Below are 18,387 nucleotides of genomic sequence, written 5' to 3'. Positions count from 1 at the left end.
ATGGAGAAACCGTAAGGGTAATGTTAAGACTCTCAGGCTTTCCAGCCGCCCCCCAGTGCTTTATACAAGGTGATTTTCTGGCTCAACTGACCCAGATGCGCGCTAATCAGCGACTGCTGCGAACTGTAAAGCGATCGTTGGGCCACTAATACATTGAGATAATTGTCTACGCCTTGCTTAAAGCGCAATTCGGAATAGTCGTAATCACGCTGATTCGCGCCGACTTCCTGTTGCAGCGCCGTCATCTGATCCTGCCAGGTATCCTGCCCGGCCAGCGCATCATTCACCTCTTTGAACGCGGTCTGGATCGCTTTCTCGTAATCAGCAATTTCAATGCGTTTCTCAATATGCGCGATATTGAGGTTAGCCTCGTTTTTGCCGCCGTCAAAAATCGGCAGATTTATTGATGGTACGAACGACCAGGCGCCGGTGCCGCCACTGAGTAAATTGCCGAGTGAGCTGCTGGTCGATCCTCCCGATGCGGTGAGCGTGATGCTTGGGAAGAACGCTGCGCGCGCGGCACCAATGTTGGCATTCGCCGCTTTCAGCGTGTGTTCCGCCGCCATGATGTCAGGACGACGCGTTAACAGATCCGACGGTAATCCAGCCGGCGTGGCCGGGAACTGCCAGTTGGCATCCAGCGTGGCGTGCGACAGCAGTGTCGGTGGCAAATCGGTGCCCACCAGCAGGCGCAGCGCATCCACATCCTGACGCACCTGGCGCGTATAGCTGGCGACGTCTGCTTGTGCGGCGCGTACCGTACTCTCTGCCTGTGCCAGATCCTGATCGCTGCTGGCGCCGCCGTCGTAACTGAGTTTCGTCAGGCGATACGACTCCTGCTGACTTTTGGCGGTGTTTTGCGCCAAATGCAGCAGATCGTTATCAGAGCCCAGCGTCAACCAGGCCGTCGCCACCTCGGAGATCAGCGTGATGCGCGTGGCGCGCTCGGTGGCGGCGGTGGAGAGATACTGCTCTTGCGCCTGATCGCGCAAGCTTTGCAGACGGCCGAAGAAGTCCAGCTCCCAGGATGTCACCCCAAGCCCAGCATTCAGCTCATGATAGGTCACCGGACCCGTGGTTTTGGTGTTGTAGAGGTTGCCAGGTTCATGCGCCGAGGTCTGGCTCGCCGTGGCATCGATGGATGGCATCAACGCGGCGCGCTGCACCGTGACGCTCTGTTGTGCTTCCTGCACATTCAACGCCGCGACGCGCAGGTCGCGGTTGTTATCGAGTGACAGCTGAATCAGGTTACGCAGCGTGGCATCGGTGAAGAAGTTCTGCCACGGCAAATCGGCCACGTTGCCTACCGCCGTGGGCTGATCGTAATGTCCCACGGTCTCGGCTGGCATCGCCGGACGCTGGTAGTGCGGAGCCAGCGTACAACCCGCCAGCATCATCGCCAGCGGTAACAGCGCCATTCGGAAAGAATTAAGATTCATGAGTTGTCACCTCTGCGGATGCTTTTTTCTTACGGGAGAAGAACTGCGACACCACCACATAGAACATGGGTACAAAGAAGATGGCGAGGAAGGTCGCGGTGATCATCCCGCCCGCTACCGCCGTACCAATCGAGTGCTGGCTACCCGCCCCTGCCCCGTTGGAAATGGTCAGCGGCAACACGCCGAGAATAAACGCCATCGAGGTCATGATAATCGGACGGATACGCAGCCTGGCCGCCTCCACCGCCGCTTCTACCAGCGTTTTACCTTCACGTTCGTGCAGCTCTTTGGCGAACTCGACGATTAGGATGGCGTTTTTCGCCGCCAGCCCCACCGTGGTGAGCAGCCCCACCTGGAAGAACACATCGTTCTGCAAACCACGCAGCAGCACCGCACTGATGGTGCCGAGGATGCCCAGCGGCACCACCATGATCACCGAGAACGGAATCGACCAGCTCTCGTACAATGCCGCCAGACACAGGAACACCACCAGAATCGAAATGATGTACAACTGGGTGGTCTGGTTACCGGAGGCCTGCTCCTCATAAGAGATGCCGTACCACTGCACGCGGAAGCCTTTTGGCAGCTGTTTCGCTAACTGCTCAACCGCCTTCATCGCTTCGCCGGTACTCTGGCCAGGTGCAGGGGATCCAAGGATCTCTTCCGAGGTTAAGCCGTTAAAGCGTTCAAAGTGCGGCGAGCCATACACCCATTTGCCTGAGGCAAAGGCGGAGAATGGCACCATGGTGCCGCTGCTATTGCGGAAGTACCATTTATTGAGATCGGATGGTGTCACGCGTGAGTCCGCTTTACCCATCAGATAGACCTCTTTCACACGGCCGCCGTACATGAACTGATCGATATAACTCGATCCCCATGCCACGGAGAGCGTGTTGTTGATGTCGGTCATACTGAGGCCAAGCGCACTGGCGCGCTCGTCATTAATTTCCAGTTGATACTGCGGTTCATCTTCCAGACCATTCATGCGCACCTGTGTCAGATGCGGATCTTTGTTGGCCAGATCCACCAGCTGGTGGGTGGCATCCATCATCTGCTGATGGGTATGCACGCCGGTATCCTGCAGATAGAGATCGAAACCGGTGGCGTTACCCAACTCCATCACCGCAGGCGGCACCATGGCGAAGATTTTGGCGTTCTTATAGTTGGCAAAGTGCGCCATCACCCGATTTGCCAAATCCTGCACGCTTTGCCCGCTGTGGGTACGGTCGCTCCAGTCTTTCAGACGCACAAAGGCCATGGCGTTACTTTGACCGCGACCGGCAAAGTTAAAGCCCGCTACACCAAAGGTGGTGGTGACCACGGAGGCTTCGTTCTTCTGCAGATAATCATTCAGGTCGTTGATCACCTGCTGAGTACGCTGGGATGATGAGTTCACCGGCAGCGTCATCTGCACCATCATTAGCCCCTGATCCTCGCCCGGCAGGAAGGTGGTGGGGACGCGGGTGAACAAAAAGCCCGTCACGCCGACGATCACCAGGTAGATCACCAGGAACAGGCCGCGACGGGAAATCACCTTGCTGACGCCGCGCGTGTAGTGCATCGCGCCGCTATCAAACTTGCGGTTAAACCAGCCCGCAAAGCCAGTGGTTTTATGCTCGGCGGAGCTGGCTTTCAGCAATGTGGCGCAGAGCGCAGGGGTGAAGATCAAGGCCATGATCACCGACAGCGCCATCGCCGACACAATGGTGATGGAGAACTGACGGTAGATCACCCCGGTAGAGCCGGAGAAGAACGCCATCGGCAGCAGCACCGCTGACAGCACCAGCGCGATACCAAAGAGCGCGCCCTGAATCTGCTGCATCGATTTGATGGTGGCGGTTTTCGGGTCGAGATGCTCTTCATGCATCACACGCTCGACGTTTTCCACCACCACGATGGCATCATCCACCAGCAAGCCTATCGCCAGCACCATCCCGAACATCGTCAGGGTGTTGATGCTGTAGCCGAATGCCGCCAGCACGCCAAAGGTACCGAGCAGCACCACAGGCACCACCAGAGTGGTGATCAGCGTGGCACGCAGGTTCTGCAGGAAGATCAGCATCACGAAGAACACCAGGATGACCGCTTCGATCAGCGTTTTCACCACTTCTTCAATCGAAGCACTGACCACCGGAGAAGTGTCGTACGGATACTGAATTTCAACGTTATCCGGCAGGGCATCTTTCAGATCGGCAATGGTCTGGCGCACCGCTTTCGCGGTATCCAGTTCATTCGCCCCGGTGGCGAGACGCAAGGCGATACCCGCAGCCGGTTTGCCGTTCATGGTGGCATCAATGCCGTAGGTCTGCGGCCCGAGCGCTACGCTGGCGACATCTTTCAGACGCACCTGTGAACCATCGGTATTGACCTTCAACAGCACGTTCTCGAACTGTTTCACCGTGGTGAAACGGGTTTTACCGAGAATCGTCGCCTGGCTTTTCGCGCCCTGAATGGTTGGCAAACCGCCGAGTGAACCGGAGGAGACCTGCACGTTCTGATTATCAATCGCCGTCGAGACATCGCTCGGCATCAGGTTGTATTTGTACAACTTGGCCGGATCGAGCCAGATACGCATGGCGTATTCCGAGCCGAGCACCATGAAGTCACCGACGCCAGGCGTACGCGAGATCGGGTCTTCCAGTTTTGATACCAGCATGTCGGCCAAATCGCCGTTGGTTAGCTTGCCATCTTTGGAGATCAGCCCGATAACCATCATGAAGTTTTTCTGGTACTTACGGATACGGATACCCTGATCGGTTACCGTGCTGGGTAACTGTGATTCCGCCAGTGAGACGCGGTCCTGCACCTGCACCTGCGCGATATCCGGGTTGATCCCTTGGTTAAAGGTGGCAATGATCTGCGCACTGCCGTCCGAGGCGCTGCTCGACTCCAGATAACGCAGGCCATCCAGACCGTTTAACTGCTGCTCGATGACCTGCACCACGGTATTTTGCGTGGTTTCGGCGCTCGCGCCTGGATAGGTCACGGAGATCGACACCGCTGGCGGCGAGATATTGGGATACTGGTTAACGGGCAGGCTGATGGCCGCAATAGCACCCACCAGCATCACAATAATCGCGATGACCCACGCGAATATTGGGCGTTCAATGAAAAACTTAGACATGACGCCCCCTTATTGTGCCGCAGCGTCAGTCATCGAGAGACTAACGGCATTGGCTGGCGGGGTGTCATTGGTGTTCGCGGCAGTAGTGGTGACTTTCACTCCGCTACGCACACCCTGTAAGTTGTTCACCACCACATTTTCACCTTCCTTCAGGCCGCCCGTCACCAGCCATTCACCCTTGACCATTTCACCGGTCTGGATGGTGCGCTGGTCGATGGTGTTATCGCTTTTCACCACGTAGACATAGGGCTGGCCTTTACTGTCATGCATCAGCGATTCAGGCGGCAGCAAAATGCCCTGCTGCTGGATGCCCTGTGGGAAGCTGGCGTGTACGTACATCCCCGGCAGCAATTCGTTTTGTGGATTCGGGAACACGGCACGCAGCACCACAGTGCCGGTGGTGGTATCGACGTTCACTTCGGAGAACGCCAGTTTGCCCTGCTGATCGTATTGGCTGTTATCTTCCAGCGACAGACGAACCGCAGCGGTGTTGTCATCCACTTTAGCAATCTTGCCTTCGGCGAGCGCCCGGCGCATACGCAACAGATCGGTGGCCGACTCACTGACATCCACATACATCGGGTTGAGCTGGGTGATGGTGGCAAGGTAGTCACTCTGCCCACTGGTTACCAGCGCACCGGCGGTGTAAATCGAACGGCTGATATGGCCCGAAATCGGTGCTTTCACCAGCGTGTAGTCGAGGTTCACTTTGGCGGTTTCGACATCGGCCTTGGCTTCGCGCTCTGCCGCTACCGCATCATCGTAGGTTTGCTGACTGATCGCATGGGCAGCCGCTAAGGGTTGGTAGCGCTTCGCTACCATGGCATCGTTTTGCCAGGTTGCCATCGCTTTGTCGTAGGTGGCTTTGTAGGTGGCCGGATCGATTTGATACAGCGGCTGCCCCTCTTTCACTTCTCCACCTTCAGTGAAAAGAATTTTTTGGATGACACCACTGACCTGAGGACGCACCTGTGCGGTTCGCACGGCGGTGGTACGGCCAGGTAACTGGGTGACTAAAGTGACAGGCTCAGATTTCAGGGTGATCACCCCCACTTGGGGAGTGGCCGTTGCAGCGGGCTTAGCTCCGCCCTGGTCGCAGGCTGCCAGTAAAAACACCACGCTGGCAGAAAGAAGTTTCAGGCGCATAGTTTTTCTCTAACGATAGGAGGGAAATAGTCACGAATGTAATGACTCAAAATGGCATTGTAGGGAGCGGAAGCGAGCGGGGTTGTTAAGGTTGCGTAAAATATATTTTCCAAAGGAAAATGGTAAACCTTTCGTGCCTTAAATGGCTGTGGAATTTAGCTTTTTGCGGTTTTTTGATGATGATTGCGGAAGGGTAGCGGCGCAATGAATGGCGTGTCTCTTGGGTGAACAACGCGCGATAAATCGCGCCGCTACATTCAAGTGATAAATCTCGCCGCTAACCTTTCGGCTCAATCCCTCTACGGCGCAATTCCCGCCGGGCCAGATCTTTCAGCCAGCATGACAGGGTGATGTTGTCATCTTCGGTGACTTCGCGCAGTTGCTCGTGCAACTCAGGATGAATACGTAACTGAAACGCCGAGGAGCGGCCTTCCCCTTTCGGGGTGCAGTCTTTGGTTTTTGGCATCACTGATGTCCTCAACGAATAACAAATTAATACGCCCCAGCACCGTGCTACCAACACGGCCCAGGGCTGGCGAACCGAAATGGAATGCGGCATCGCGGTGCGTTGAATATAGGTTACACGGCGAGATATTTTTATGTTGCTGGGGAAGTGTTAAGACTCAGACAAGAGGTGTGAGCGAGTTCGCGTGCCGGTAAATTTAAGACAAAAAAAACCCACGCATCTGCGTGGGTCGGTGCAACAGAACAGGGTGAATACCTGAAGACAGGTATCGCTGCCGCAGCAGCCGCTCATCACACCCATCAATACCTCTGGGACTTTCATCGTCGCCGAAAGCAGTGAAAGAGAACAGCCGCAAATCGCAACCGAGTTCGGCGAAATGCAACGAGGTGTGAAAAGCAAGACTGTGCAGTTACATCCTGATTTTACTAAGATTTATCCGAAGGTGGCTTGTTGTAAATCGCATCAGGTGCGATGTTCATGTGCTTCAGCACCGGCCCCATGATATTGCCGAAAATCGGTGCCGCCACGGTTCCCCCGAAGTGGTCACCCGCAGTGGGATGGTTCACGATCACCACCAGCGCTACTTCCGGATGGCTGGCGGGAGCCACGCCTGCGGTGTAGTTGACATAGCCGCCATCATATTTGCCACTCGGCCCCATCTTTTCAGCGGTACCGGTTTTGGTCGCCAGACGATAGCCCGGCACGTTAGCACGCAATCCTGAACCGCCGGGCAGCACGTCACTCTCCATCATGTGAACAACAATTTCCGCCGTTACCGGATTCGCCACCTGCGTGCCCACCACCGGTGGCGTCACTTTGGTAATCGAGAGCGGACGATAGATGCCATAACTGCCCAGCGTGGCGTACTCACGTGCGATTTGCAGCGGCGTAACACGCAATCCGTAGCCAAAGGCAAAGGTTGCGCGTTCGATATCGGCCCAGCGCTGACGATGCGCAGGGAAATAGCCCACGCTTTCGCCAGTCAGCCCTAATCCAGTCGGTTTACCCAAACCAAATGCCTGATAGGTGTTGACCAGCGCATCAGCGGGCATCGCTAACGCAATATGGGACGCTCCGGTATCACTCGATTTCTGCAGGATGCCGGTCACTGTGAGGCGCGGCCAGTGGCCCACGTCACGAATCAAGTGGCCGTTGACCGTATAAGGCGAGGTATCCAGCACCGAATCCGGGCGAATCAAATGTCGCTCCAGTCCTTCCAGCACCACCAGCGGTTTCACCGTTGATCCGGGTTCATAGCTGTCATTGATCGCCGTGTTGCGCATCTGCGCAGGCGTGGCGTTTTCGTAGTTGTTAGGGTTGAACGACGGGTATGACGCCATCCCTAAAATTTCTCCGGTATCGATTTTGATCAACACCGCCGCACCCGAGTCAGCTTTGTTCAACAGCACGCCATCGCGCAGTTTGCTGTAGAGCGTGAACTGGTCAAATTTATCGATACTCAGCTGCACCGTGGGCGGCTGCTTAGGCGGATCGTAGTCGATCATCGAAATGATATGGCCATCGCCATCCTGACGATAAACCTCTTTGCCGGGTTCCCCCTGCAACACATGATCAAAGCCTTTTTCCAGTCCATTCAGACCATTGCTGTCCGCCCCCACGATGCCGATTAACGGCGCTGCCGCTTCACTCATCGGGTAGAAGCGGCTGTCGTTGTACACCGAACTGATCCCTTTCAGGTGCAGTTCAGCGATGTCTTTAGCAATACCCAGCTCAATCTTGCGCCCCAGATAGAGGAAGCGCTTTTTCGGGTTGGCGGTGATTTGTGCACGGATCTCTTCCGGTCGCATGCTGAGTGCGGCCGCCAGATAGGCCCATTTGGCGCTGGTGAAATCAGGGTTGGCTTCTAACACACGCATCGGATCGGCAATGATATCGCGCGCGGGCACGCTCAGCGCCAGCGCCTGGCCATCACGATCCAGTAAGGTACCGCGGTTCGTCGGCAGCGTGACAGTGCGCAGCGAGCGCTGGTCGGCTTCATGTTCCAGCATCGGATGTTTAATCAGTTGCAAGTCACCGACGAAAATCAGCAGCAGCACCATGCAGCCAAGGACACCCAGACAAATCAGGCGAAAGCGAAAAGGGTTAAATGGGGCTTTAATCTGGTCTTTTCCCAGAAATTTTTTAATCGGGGGCATAGCATTCCGCTGCGATAAAGGGTGAATCTAAGCTTGTTATCTGCAGTTATAAAGAAAGCTTGAGAGTGATAACAGGAAAACTGTGTTTCAGTTCGTTAGCGAAACGTGCGGGCAAAAAAAACCTGCGCATCTGCGCAGGTCGGTGTAATCAAGAAAACTTTTTGATGTTCACCCATCAATACCTCTGGGACCCTGACTTTAGCAAGGTGGCTGATGAGGAGACCATCTCTCAAACGCAACAGTTACCCGCAAAATGTAACCAGCAGTGAGATTGTTAGCGCACCATTCACATCAAATGTTTTTTGATTTGCACCAGGCAACTCATGGCGTTAGGTCCCTGCGTCAATGACGAGGTGCCGATGTCCAGCGTCAGCACATTCGGGTTGCCTGCGCGATCCCATGGCTGCCACGCTTGGCCAAAGCCGGGATCGAACCAGGCACCGGTGGCGATGATCACCACACCAGGGGTTAAGCCGTCAGTAATACGTGCGCCTGCCAGCATGCGTCCTCGTGTATTGGTGACTTCAATCTCATCGCCATCGGCAATATCTCGCGCACGCGCATCCTGCGGATGCATAAACAACGTTTCGCGTCCGGCGGTTTTATTGGCCTGCACCGTGGCGGTGGCATCCATCTGGCTGTGCAGGCGATCCGACGGCTGGATGGAGATCATATGCAGCGGGAATTCCTCACTCAAGGGCGCACCTAGCCACTCCTGCGGCTCACGCCACTCGGGATGCCCGGCAAAATCATCCAGTTGATAGTCGGCAATGGTCTGGCAGAACAGCTCAATTTTGCCGCTGGCAGTTTGAATCGGGTGTTGAGTCGGGTTAGCGCGGAAATCGTCCATAAACACATAGGGTTTGCCGCCTTCCGGGATCTCGACAAAGCCACGCTGCCAAAACTCACCAAACTCTGGGAAGTGGATGTCTTTACGCGCATGCGCCACGGCACACTGCTGATACAGGTGCTCAATCCACTGCATCTCATTGCGCCCTTCGGTGAAGACATCGCGATAGCCGAGGCGATCGGCGATATCGGCAAAGATGTCGAAGTCATTTCGCGCCTGATGCTGAGGTTTGACCGCCTGATGCATGGCAAACACGAAGCGGTCACGCGATGAACCGCCAATGTCGTTGCGCTCCAGCGTGGTGGTGGCGGGCAGCACGATATCGGCCATTTGCGCCGCTGGCGTCCAGACGATGTCCTGCACGATGACGGTATCCGGACGCTGCCAGCCTTCGACTAAACGGTTGAGCTGCTGATGATGGTGGAAAGGATTGCCGCCCGCCCAGTGCACCAGATGGATATCCGGATAGTGCAAGGTCTCACCCTGGAAGCGGTAAGGCTGGCCCGGATTGAGTAGCATGTCGCTGATACGCGCCACCGGAATCGAGTGATTGCCCGGATTGGGTCCGGTGCTCATCATTGGCGCCGGCCCTTCCTGGCGCGGATTGCCGACGCTGTTCATCGAGCCGTGACCAAAGGAGAAACCGCCGCCTGGCAAACCCGGCTGACCAAGCATCGAAGAGAGCGCAATCATCATCCAGTACGGCTGCTCGCCACGATGGGCGCGCTGTACCGAGTAGGAGCAAGTAATGAAGCTGCGTTTACCGATCAGCTGCTGCGCCAGCAACGCAATACGTGCCGCCGGAATGCCGGTGATATCGCTGGCCCATTCCGGGGTTTTGGCGATGCCATCGCTTTCGCCCAGCAGGTAGGCGCGCAGCTGCGACCAACCGGTGCAGTGGCTGGCAAGGAAGTTTTCATCCACCGCCTGGCGACGGGTGATCTCGAAACCGAGCGCCAGCATCAGCGCCACGTCGGTGTTAGGCCGAATCGGGATCCACTCTGCATTAACGAAGGCTGGGCAGTCATCGCGCATCGGGCTGATGTTGATAATCGGCGTACCCTTGGCGGTCAGCTGTTCCAGCGCCGGTTTCAGGCTGTGTTGCCCTGCCCCGCCGGACGCGACCTGGGCATTTTTCAGCGCCAGTCCACCAAAAGCGATAAAGATTTCGGCGTGTTCCACCACGTCAGGCCAGTCTGTCACGCGGCCGGTGAGCGGCATGTATGTACCGATCACATAGGGCAGGAAGAACTGCGCGGCGCCCCAGCTGTAGTTGCCCTGCTGGTCAACCCCACCGCCGCCCTGGAAATAGAAACGACGAATCAGGGTACGGGCGTGGTTAACGCGCCCAGCGGAAGACCAGCCGTAAGAGCCGTTGAAAATGCCGGAGGCACCATAACGATCGCGCACGCGACGGTTCTCTTCTGCCACCAGATCCAGCGCGGTGTCCCAATCCACCGCCACAAAGTCTTCCCGCCCGCGCAGGGTACGGTCACTGTTTTCACGCGATTTCAGCCACGAACGGCGCACCATCGGCTGGCGAATACGTTTATCCGAATAGACCAGCTCTGGGATGGTATTGAGCATCGGCGAAGGATCGGCATCGGCAAAGAAAGGTTCGCAGCCAATGAGGCGATCGTTTTCGGTAACAGCAGTAAAAGCGCCCCAGTGCGCCAGGTGCGGCACGCGTGATTTCATGGTTTTGGGTCCGGCAGGCAGGTATGAATAATAGTGGCAGCATAACATGAGGGTGCGGCCGGGCTAAAGCCTGGCTGAATCCCCTTAATTTCCGCGCTTTTGCGACAGCGCTGGCATTCTCGCGGGTTGCTACAGGTACTGTTTTCCGTAACACTGGTGGCATGTGTAAACGTTTTCCCGGATGCAAGTAACCGCATGGCTACCATTAAGGATGTTGCCCGCATGGCGGGGGTGTCGGTCGCGACCGTTTCCCGCGTCATCAATAATTCGCCCAAAGCCAGCGAGAGTTCACGCCTCGCCGTGACCCAGGCAATGGAGCAGTTGCAGTATCACCCGAACGCCAACGCACGCGCCCTGGCGCAGCAGTCCACCGAAACCTTAGGGTTGGTGGTGGGTGACGTTTCCGATCCCTTTTTTGGCGCGATGGTGAAAGCGGTCGATGAAGTGGCAGGTGCCACCGGCAACTTCCTGCTGATTGGTAACGGTTACCACAACGAGCAAAAAGAGCGCCAGGCGATTGAACAGCTGATGCGTCACCGCTGTGATGCCTTAGTGGTGCACGCCAAGAAAATCCCTGATGCGGATTTAGAAGTGCTGATGAAGCAGGTGCCGGGCATGGTGCTGCTGAACCGTTTATTGAAAGGCTTTGAATCGCGCTGTATCGCGCTGGATGACCGTTACGGTGCCTGGCTGGCGACACGCCATCTGATTCAGCAAGGCCATACACAGATCGCCTTTATCTGCTCCACCCACCCGATTTCGGACTCCGAAGATCGCCTGCAAGGCTATTACGATGCACTGAAAGAGCATGGTTTGCCGTCAAACGATCGCTTAGTGGCCTGGGGAGAACCGGATGAAGTCGGCGGCGAGCAGGCAATGACCGAGTTGTTAGGTCGCGGTAAACAATTTACCGCCGTGGCCTGCTACAACGATTCGATGGCGGCAGGCGCGTTGGCGGTACTGAGTGACAATGGCGTGCGCGTGCCGGAAGAGATGTCGTTGATTGGTTTCGATGATGTGCTGGTATCACGCTATGTGCGCCCACGTTTGACCACGGTGCGCTATCCGATTGTCACCATGGCGCAGCAGGCAGCGCAACTGGCGCTGGCATTAGCCAACGGCACGGCAATGCCGGAAGTGACCAATATGTTTAGCCCGACGCTGGTGAGACGACATTCGGTGAGCGGGCCGGGTTGAAGAGATAAAAGCGCCGTGCAATCCGTAGCGGCGAAATTTATTGCGTAATGCTCGTCAGTTAAGACCTCAGGCTGCGTATTAATAAGTGGCCTTTCTTTTCTGTGCGGGCTCTGCCGCCACTACTGCCCCCTCTGGGCCGTCCTCGCGCCGCTACCGCTCTACGCCAAATCCTGCGAATACACCTTCACCCGCACGTCCGGGAACTCCAGCGCATCACACTGATAATCCCAGCCAAAGCGCTCGTAGTAGCCGCCAAAGGTTGACCACAGCCATAACTTCTCATGCCCGCGCTGGCGGGCAAAATCAATCACATGCTGCTGCAGTGCTTCACTCAATCCCTGACCGCGCGCAGGTTCATCGACATAGAGCGCGGCAACCCAGGGGTAAAGATCCTGACGGCTGATCAAATCGCAGCGCCAGAACCCAACCGTGCCCAAAGGCACATCACCATCCAGTGCCACAAAGGTCACCGGATAGTCGGCACCATTCAGGCTACTACGCACAATGCTGTGATAAAACTCGCGCGAGGTCCCTTCGCCAAACGCCTGCCACAGCCAGTCGGTGATGTGACTGGCGTGATGTGGCACCTCGCTGAGCGCGACAATCTTGATCACATCAGCTCCAGCGCCAGCAGCTCCTGAATGGTCTGCGCACGACGGATCTCACGTGGCGTGCCATTCTCAAACAGCACTTCCGGGATCAACGGGCGGCTGTTGTAGTTAGATGACATGGATGCACCGTACGCGCCGGTATCGTGGAACACCAGGTAATCTCCCACCTGGGTAGCAGGCAGTGCGCGTGTCTCGACTTTGCCGCCTTCCAACTGGGTAAACACATCACCCGATTCACACAGAGGACCCGCCACTACCGAATCTACCGTCGCATCGCTCAACGCACGGCCATCAGTTGGTAGCACGGAGATGTGGTGATAGCTGCCGTACATCGACGGACGCATCAAATCGCTGAAGCCCGCATCCACCAGCACAAAGTGGCGGCTGCCCATCTCTTTCACCGCACGCACCTGTGACACCAGCACACCTGACTCTGCGACCAGGAAACGGCCGGGTTCGATTTCCAGTTTCACCGGATGGCCCAAATGCGCCGCAATACGTTCGCGCGCACCGTTCCACAGACCGAAATAGTGCTGCGTATCAATGGCTTCTTCGCCGAAACGGTACGGAATCGATAACCCACCACCGGCAGAGATTGCTTCCAGGTCCTGACCAAAGGCCACCACTTGATCGACCATCGCGTCACACACCTGCTGCAAGTGGCCATAATCCACGCCGGAACCGATATGCATATGCAGGCCAACTAATTTCAAGCCGTGCTGCTGAATCGCGGCCAGCGCCAGCGGCAGATCGCTGTGCCAGATGCCGTGCTTGCTGTTCTCACCGCCGGTGTTGGTTTTCTGGCTGTGACCGTGACCGAAGCCCGGATTAATACGCAGCCACACTTTGTGTCCTGCGGACACCGCACCGAGCTGATGCAGCATATCCACCGATCCGGCATTGACCGGCACTTTCAGTTCGGCGATACGTGCCAGCGTAGGTTCATCCAGTACGTCTGCGGTGAAGACGATATCCTCGCCACCCGGCTGGAAGCCGGCGGCCAGCGCGCGCTCAATTTCACCCAGCGAAACTGAATCAACCTTTACACCTGCAGCACGCATCAAACGCAGAATATGGATGTTGGAGCAGGCTTTCTGCGCAAAACGCACCACGTCAAAAGCGCTGAGCTGCGCGATACGCTGCTGGATAATCGCGGCATCGTAAGCCCAGAAGGGACCTGCATAGCGCTGGGCCAGCGGCAGTAAGTTGGCGGCAGTCAGCGCCGTTTCAGTGTTGTTCAGTGGACGTGGCATCTCAATTCTCCTGTGTCTTTGCGACTATTTAGCCACAGCACATCGATTCATAAAAATATCTGTTTTAGTGACATCTATACAAATATGATATGGATGGGCGGAGGAACTGATGGCAAAAATTAACTGGCGACTTATCGAAATTTTTCATGCGGTGATGACCAGCGGTAACCTGACGCAGGCGGCTACGCTGCTGCATACCTCGCAGCCCACGGTCAGCCGCGAGCTTGCAAGGCTGGAACAACAGCTAGGCTTACAGCTGTTTGAACGGGTGCGTGGGCGTTTACAACCGACAGTACAAGGCTTACGGCTGTACGAAGAGGTGCAGCGTTCGTGGTATGGACTGGACCGCATCATGGATGCCGCAGAAGGGCTGCGCCAGTTTCGTCAGGGCGAACTGTCGATTGCCTGTCTGCCGGTGTTTTCCCAGTCACTGCTGCCACCGTTGTTACAACCTTTCCTGCAACGCTATCCACAGGTGAGTTTGAACATCATTCCGCAGGAGTCACCGCTGCTGGAAGAGTGGCTGTCGGCGCAACGCTACGATCTCGGCCTGACCGAAACCCAACACGCGCCCGCAGGCACTGATCGTCTGCCGCTGCTGACCTGCGATGAAGTGTGCGTGTTGCCGCCGCAGCATCCGTTGTGCCAGCGTGACGTCCTGACGCCACAGGATTTCCACGGGGAAAATTACGTCAGCCTGTCGCGCAGTGACAGCTATCGTCAGTTACTGGATTCGCTGTTTCATGAGCAAGAGGTTGAGCGTCGTTTAGTGCTGGAAACGCACAGTGCCGCGTCGGTGTGCGCCATGGTGCGGGCGGGGGTGGGGATTTCGATTGTGAACCCGCTGACGGCGCTGGATTACGCCGACAGCGGGGTAGTGATGCGTCGCTTCAGCGTTGCCGTGCCGTTCACCGTCAGCCTGGTGCGGCCGCAACATCGTCCCGCATCGGCACTGGTTGATCACTTCTGCGACCACCTGCAGCAGCAGGTGGCCACCTTTACCCAACGCATTGCCGATCGTCTGGTTTAAGCGCGTACCGCTTCGCCCTGCCCTCCCGACTTGCGGAAGGTGATCAGGCAGATCACCAGCCCGACCACCGCCAGCGCAGCCGCCGCCACCGGCACAGCGGTCAGGCCGTAACCTTTATCAATCACCGCACCACCGACCCAGGCACCGAGCGCGTTCCCGACGTTGAACGCCGAGATGTTCAGGGTAGAGACCAGGTTCGGTGCCTCTTTACCGTGGCGCACCACGTTAATCTGCAAACCTGGCACGGTGGCAAAAGTCGCCATCGCCCACAGGAACAGGGTGATTTCGGCCAGCCACAGTGCATGGCTGGTCCAGCTGAACAGCAGCGAGAAGACGGCGATCAGCACAAAGCTCAGGATCAGGCTGAAGGAGACTTTCCAGTCGGCCAGTTTACCGCCCAGAATATTGCCCACGGTTAAGCCCGCACCAATCAGGAACAGCGTCCAGCTCACGCCACGATCGGTAATCCCCGTCACCTGCAACAACAGGGGCGCAATGTAGCTGAACAGGGCAAACATCGCAGCCGCGAAGAACACCGTCATCAGCAATGAAAGCCACAGTTTGCCGTTGGCGAGCGCACTCACTTCACTGGCCAGATGTACCGGTTTCTCTTCTTTGTTGGTCGGGAGACTGACGATCAAGGCGATAAAGGCGAGGATACCGATAATCGCGACGCCCCAGAAGGTGGCGCGCCAGCCGAACAGCTGACCAAACCAGGTACCGAGCGGCACGCCCAGCACGTTTGCCAGGGTTAAGCCGGTGAACATCAGCGCCACCGCAGAGGCCTGACGGCTGGGTGCCACCAGGCTCGCCGCCACCACCGAACCGATACCGAAGAAGGCTCCATGGCAGAGTGCAGTCACCACGCGCGCCAGCATTAACAGGTTGTAGGTGTAAGCCAGCGCACAGAGTACGTTACCGATGATGAAGATGATCATCAGCAGAATGAGCGTGCGTTTACGCGGCAGTTTGGCGGTCAACAGCGCCATGATCGGTGCACCGATGGCCACACCCAGCGCGTACCCGCTGATCAGCCATCCTGCTGAAGGAATCGACACCTGCAGATCGCCCGCCACTTCCGGCAGTAATCCCATAATGACGAACTCCGTGGTGCCGATGGCGAACGCACTCAGCGCCAGCGCCAGTAATGCAACAGGCATAACACTCTCTCCTAAAATAATTATGCAGGCGGGCCGCACTGCGAATGCAGAACGGTTACAGCTGACGCTTAATAATATTTGAACTGCGTCACATTCCGATTAAAGCACAGCCTTGGCGGCTCAACCAGCCTGTGTGCTGCAAGGCATTTTTGCTTGCAACGCAATAATCCCCACGTGAAAAAGTGACCTCACCTGACCACTGAGACAGATCGCACTTTTCGCGCTACGCTTGATACAGATGTGATCGCTGTCACAGCGGCTCAGCTTTTGGCGAGAAATCAATCAGTAAAGGATGCGCGCACATTGCCGATACCCCAATGGATTGCCCGGTAATGTGGTGTCAAAAATGCAGGGGGAAAGACCTATGCGATGGCTGATCGTACTGACAGTAAGTTGCTTAAGCGGCTGCTCGGTTGGGCATTATGAATACAGCTCAGAAGCGGCTAAACGCGTCGACATGACCGTGACCGGCATTCCTACCGTGCTGGGTATTGGTGCGCTGGGCACCACCATCCCTCTGACCCCCGAATACAGCCTGACGGCGGCGCACGTGGCGAAATACTCGATGTACCGGGTGAAAGCCTGGCATCCGGAGTGTGACATCGCCGTGGTGTACCACAAAAACAGCGAAACTAACCTGCCCCCGCCGTTCCGTAACAGCCATATTGGCGACAACGTGAATCTCTACGGTTACAGCTTTATCTCTGCCATGCCGGTAGCTTCCAGCGGCAAGAATTTGATTAATACCACACTGGCGAATGACTGGAATAAACCAAGTTGCGTGGTGGTTGCCGCCAATGCGGGCGTGGTGAAAGGCATGTCTGGCGGCGCGGTGTATAACGCCAGCGACGATACCTTAGCGGGTGTGATTGTCGGTTACAGCAGCCAGATTGATGACAACAAGACGGGTAAGACGTTGTACAAAGATGTCGCGCTGTATGTGCCCTATGCGCGCTTTCAGGCATGGCTGGATGGGGTGGTGAAGTCTTGAGTTCGGTGCGATCATTATCAAGGTCGCCATAAATGGCGTAATGATTGTCAGTTAAGAACTTAGACTGCTTATTGATAAGTGGCCTGACTTTTCTGTGCGGGCTCTGCCGCCACTACTGCCCCCTCTGGGCCGTCCTCGCGCCGCTAACGCGGTGCCTTCAACTTCCACGTCGTGCCGGACGGACCGTTCGCGGATGACCATCCATGGTCGGCCGCGAACTGCCCCACGCCTCCCCGCGTGGGGCTCCTGGCACAACGTAAAAGTCTCAGCGCTGCGGATAGCCCTGAGGGGGCAGTAGTGGCGTCATCGCCTCAGGAAATGTGCCCTTTTTAACAACACGCACTGAAGCTCATGAGCTGGCTGGGGCCGCACCGGGGCAGGCATTCCGCAGCGCTGAGCTGAGCGAGTATGCCAGGAGAGCCCGCAGGACGCGGGCGAAAGGTGGCGCTGGAACATGGATGTTCCATCGGCACCGGTCCGTTAAGGCAGACGAGTGAAGTGAAGGCACCGCGTAGCGGCGCGAGGACCGCCAGCCCCGGTGCGGCCCCAGACGGCGTTATCGTCAGTCGCTTGACTGACAAGCATTACGCGGGCACCCACGCCCCTTGCAGCTGCAGCTGCGGGAAACCTGCGGTCAGAATGCGCAACTCGGCATCGCGCGGGGTGTTATCGCCCTGCCCCTGAATACTCACAATATCCTGCGGGCAGGCTGAAAACGCCACAAAGCAATCCATCTCGGCGCGCAGCACGATGTAGTCGCCCGGCTTGGTCACCACCGGCAAGGTTTTCAGGGTGATGCCATCCGGCTGCACCTGAATGTTCATGAAAATATTCAGTGACGCCAGATTACCATGCGGTAAATCCACGCCCAATTCGCGCATGCCCTCGAACAGGTTATCGTGGCAGTTACGGTGATACTCCGTACAGCCCAGCAGCTCATATCGACGCGCATCGCATGCGGCCATAAAAGAGTCATGCACGCCGGGTGAAGTATCCGCCACTAAAGTCAGAATCGGGTGGCGCTGGCTGGTGATAAAGCTGTCACCGACTTTGGGGTTCAGCCGTTGGTTCCACACGCGCGTGGCTTCCATACACATATATTCGCTGACGTCGTGCGCGTTGTAAGCCCAGCAATCCACCACCTGGGTGCCGTGGGTGTTGATCACCTGCACCGCTTCGCCTTTTTTCAAACGCACCGCTTTACCGTAGCGTGCGGGGATGGTGATCACTTCACGATGCTGAAATTCAGCCGACATAATATTCTCC

General features: G+C 56.7%; 13 protein-coding genes. 3 read left to right on the top strand and 10 right to left on the bottom strand.

The annotated features are described in order from the left end of the window. Positions 1 to 32 precede the first annotated feature (32 nt). From LK04_RS03145 to LK04_RS03120, 6 genes are all read right to left on the bottom strand, one after another. On the bottom strand, positions 33 to 1,439 hold the full coding sequence (locus LK04_RS03145; protein WP_039329039.1) for an efflux transporter outer membrane subunit: 1,407 nt from the start codon (positions 1,437 to 1,439) through the stop codon (positions 33 to 35). Next, on the bottom strand, positions 1,429 to 4,563 hold the full coding sequence (locus LK04_RS03140) for an efflux RND transporter permease subunit (protein WP_039329037.1): 3,135 nt from the start codon (positions 4,561 to 4,563) through the stop codon (positions 1,429 to 1,431). The genes LK04_RS03145 and LK04_RS03140 overlap by 11 nt, the downstream gene beginning before the upstream one ends. A gap of 9 nt (positions 4,564 to 4,572) precedes the next feature. Beyond that, the gene (locus LK04_RS03135; protein ID WP_039329035.1) at positions 4,573 to 5,709 is read right to left on the bottom strand and encodes an efflux RND transporter periplasmic adaptor subunit; all 1,137 of its coding nucleotides are present in this window, start codon (positions 5,707 to 5,709) and stop codon (positions 4,573 to 4,575) included. 277 nt (positions 5,710 to 5,986) lie between these two features. After that, positions 5,987 to 6,175: a hypothetical protein gene (locus tag LK04_RS03130; RefSeq protein ID WP_039329033.1), complete on the bottom strand. Its 189-nt coding sequence runs from the start codon at positions 6,173 to 6,175 to the stop codon at positions 5,987 to 5,989. A 425-nt stretch (positions 6,176 to 6,600) separates the two neighbouring features. Continuing rightward, entirely contained in the window at positions 6,601 to 8,331 is a 1,731-nt protein-coding gene (locus tag LK04_RS03125) for a penicillin-binding transpeptidase domain-containing protein (protein ID WP_039329031.1), read from the bottom strand. Positions 8,332 to 8,617: 286 nt separating this feature from the next. Beyond that, positions 8,618 to 10,879, bottom strand: a complete 2,262-nt coding sequence (locus LK04_RS03120) for a molybdopterin-dependent oxidoreductase (protein WP_039329030.1) — start codon at positions 10,877 to 10,879, stop codon at positions 8,618 to 8,620. Positions 10,880 to 11,074: 195 nt separating this feature from the next. Between LK04_RS03120 and galR the strand changes: the two genes are divergently transcribed. Continuing rightward, positions 11,075 to 12,076: an HTH-type transcriptional regulator GalR gene (gene galR, locus LK04_RS03115; protein WP_039329028.1), complete on the top strand. Its 1,002-nt coding sequence runs from the start codon at positions 11,075 to 11,077 to the stop codon at positions 12,074 to 12,076. Between the two features lie 158 nt (positions 12,077 to 12,234). On the opposite strand, the gene LK04_RS03110 is transcribed toward galR, so the two are convergent. Then, a complete protein-coding gene (locus LK04_RS03110) occupies positions 12,235 to 12,690 on the bottom strand; it encodes a GNAT family N-acetyltransferase (protein ID WP_039329026.1) in 456 nt (151 codons plus the stop codon). After that, positions 12,687 to 13,940 carry a diaminopimelate decarboxylase gene (lysA, locus tag LK04_RS03105; protein WP_039329024.1) on the bottom strand — a complete coding sequence of 418 codons (1,254 nt, stop codon included), beginning with the start codon at positions 13,938 to 13,940 and terminating at the stop codon, positions 12,687 to 12,689. The genes LK04_RS03110 and lysA overlap by 4 nt, the downstream gene beginning before the upstream one ends. A gap of 109 nt (positions 13,941 to 14,049) precedes the next feature. Between lysA and LK04_RS03100 the strand changes: the two genes are divergently transcribed. Further along, positions 14,050 to 14,970 carry a LysR family transcriptional regulator gene (locus tag LK04_RS03100; protein WP_039329022.1) on the top strand — a complete coding sequence of 307 codons (921 nt, stop codon included), beginning with the start codon at positions 14,050 to 14,052 and terminating at the stop codon, positions 14,968 to 14,970. Here the strand turns inward: LK04_RS03100 and LK04_RS03095 are convergent. Next, positions 14,967 to 16,130 (bottom strand): MFS transporter, encoded by a 1,164-nt coding sequence (locus tag LK04_RS03095; RefSeq protein ID WP_039329020.1) that lies wholly within the window; start codon positions 16,128 to 16,130, stop codon positions 14,967 to 14,969. The genes LK04_RS03100 and LK04_RS03095 overlap by 4 nt on opposite strands. 364 nt (positions 16,131 to 16,494) lie before the next feature. Here LK04_RS03095 and LK04_RS03090 point away from each other — a divergent pair, with 364 nt between their 5' ends. Next, positions 16,495 to 17,121 carry a hypothetical protein gene (locus LK04_RS03090; protein ID WP_039329018.1) on the top strand — a complete coding sequence of 209 codons (627 nt, stop codon included), beginning with the start codon at positions 16,495 to 16,497 and terminating at the stop codon, positions 17,119 to 17,121. Between the two features lie 584 nt (positions 17,122 to 17,705). Here LK04_RS03090 and LK04_RS03085 read toward each other — a convergent pair. Further along, a complete protein-coding gene (locus LK04_RS03085; protein WP_039337233.1) occupies positions 17,706 to 18,377 on the bottom strand; it encodes a DUF1989 domain-containing protein in 672 nt (223 codons plus the stop codon). Positions 18,378 to 18,387 lie beyond the last annotated feature (10 nt).

Origin of the sequence: Pantoea vagans (assembly GCF_001506165.1) — a bacterium.
In the GTDB taxonomy this organism is placed as follows: domain Bacteria; phylum Pseudomonadota; class Gammaproteobacteria; order Enterobacterales; family Enterobacteriaceae; genus Pantoea; species Pantoea vagans_C.
This window is presented reverse-complemented; position numbering and strand designations above follow the sequence as displayed.

Bases quoted from the DNA above. Each gene is read 5' to 3' on its own strand.
- lysA (WP_039329024.1), bottom strand. From the start codon at position 13,940: ATGCCACGTCCACTGAACAACACTGAAACGGCGCTGACTGCCGCCAAC.
- LK04_RS03095 (WP_039329020.1), bottom strand. From the start codon at position 16,130: ATGCCTGTTGCATTACTGGCGCTGGCGCTGAGTGCGTTCGCCATCGGC.
- LK04_RS03100 (WP_039329022.1), top strand. From the start codon at position 14,050: ATGGCAAAAATTAACTGGCGACTTATCGAAATTTTTCATGCGGTGATG.
- LK04_RS03085 (WP_039337233.1), bottom strand. From the start codon at position 18,377: ATGTCGGCTGAATTTCAGCATCGTGAAGTGATCACCATCCCCGCACGC.
- LK04_RS03140 (WP_039329037.1), bottom strand. From the start codon at position 4,563: ATGTCTAAGTTTTTCATTGAACGCCCAATATTCGCGTGGGTCATCGCG.
- LK04_RS03135 (WP_039329035.1), bottom strand. From the start codon at position 5,709: ATGCGCCTGAAACTTCTTTCTGCCAGCGTGGTGTTTTTACTGGCAGCC.
- LK04_RS03125 (WP_039329031.1), bottom strand. From the start codon at position 8,331: ATGCCCCCGATTAAAAAATTTCTGGGAAAAGACCAGATTAAAGCCCCA.
- LK04_RS03145 (WP_039329039.1), bottom strand. From the start codon at position 1,439: ATGAATCTTAATTCTTTCCGAATGGCGCTGTTACCGCTGGCGATGATG.
- LK04_RS03090 (WP_039329018.1), top strand. From the start codon at position 16,495: ATGCGATGGCTGATCGTACTGACAGTAAGTTGCTTAAGCGGCTGCTCG.
- LK04_RS03130 (WP_039329033.1), bottom strand. From the start codon at position 6,175: ATGCCAAAAACCAAAGACTGCACCCCGAAAGGGGAAGGCCGCTCCTCG.
- LK04_RS03120 (WP_039329030.1), bottom strand. From the start codon at position 10,879: ATGAAATCACGCGTGCCGCACCTGGCGCACTGGGGCGCTTTTACTGCT.
- galR (WP_039329028.1), top strand. From the start codon at position 11,075: ATGGCTACCATTAAGGATGTTGCCCGCATGGCGGGGGTGTCGGTCGCG.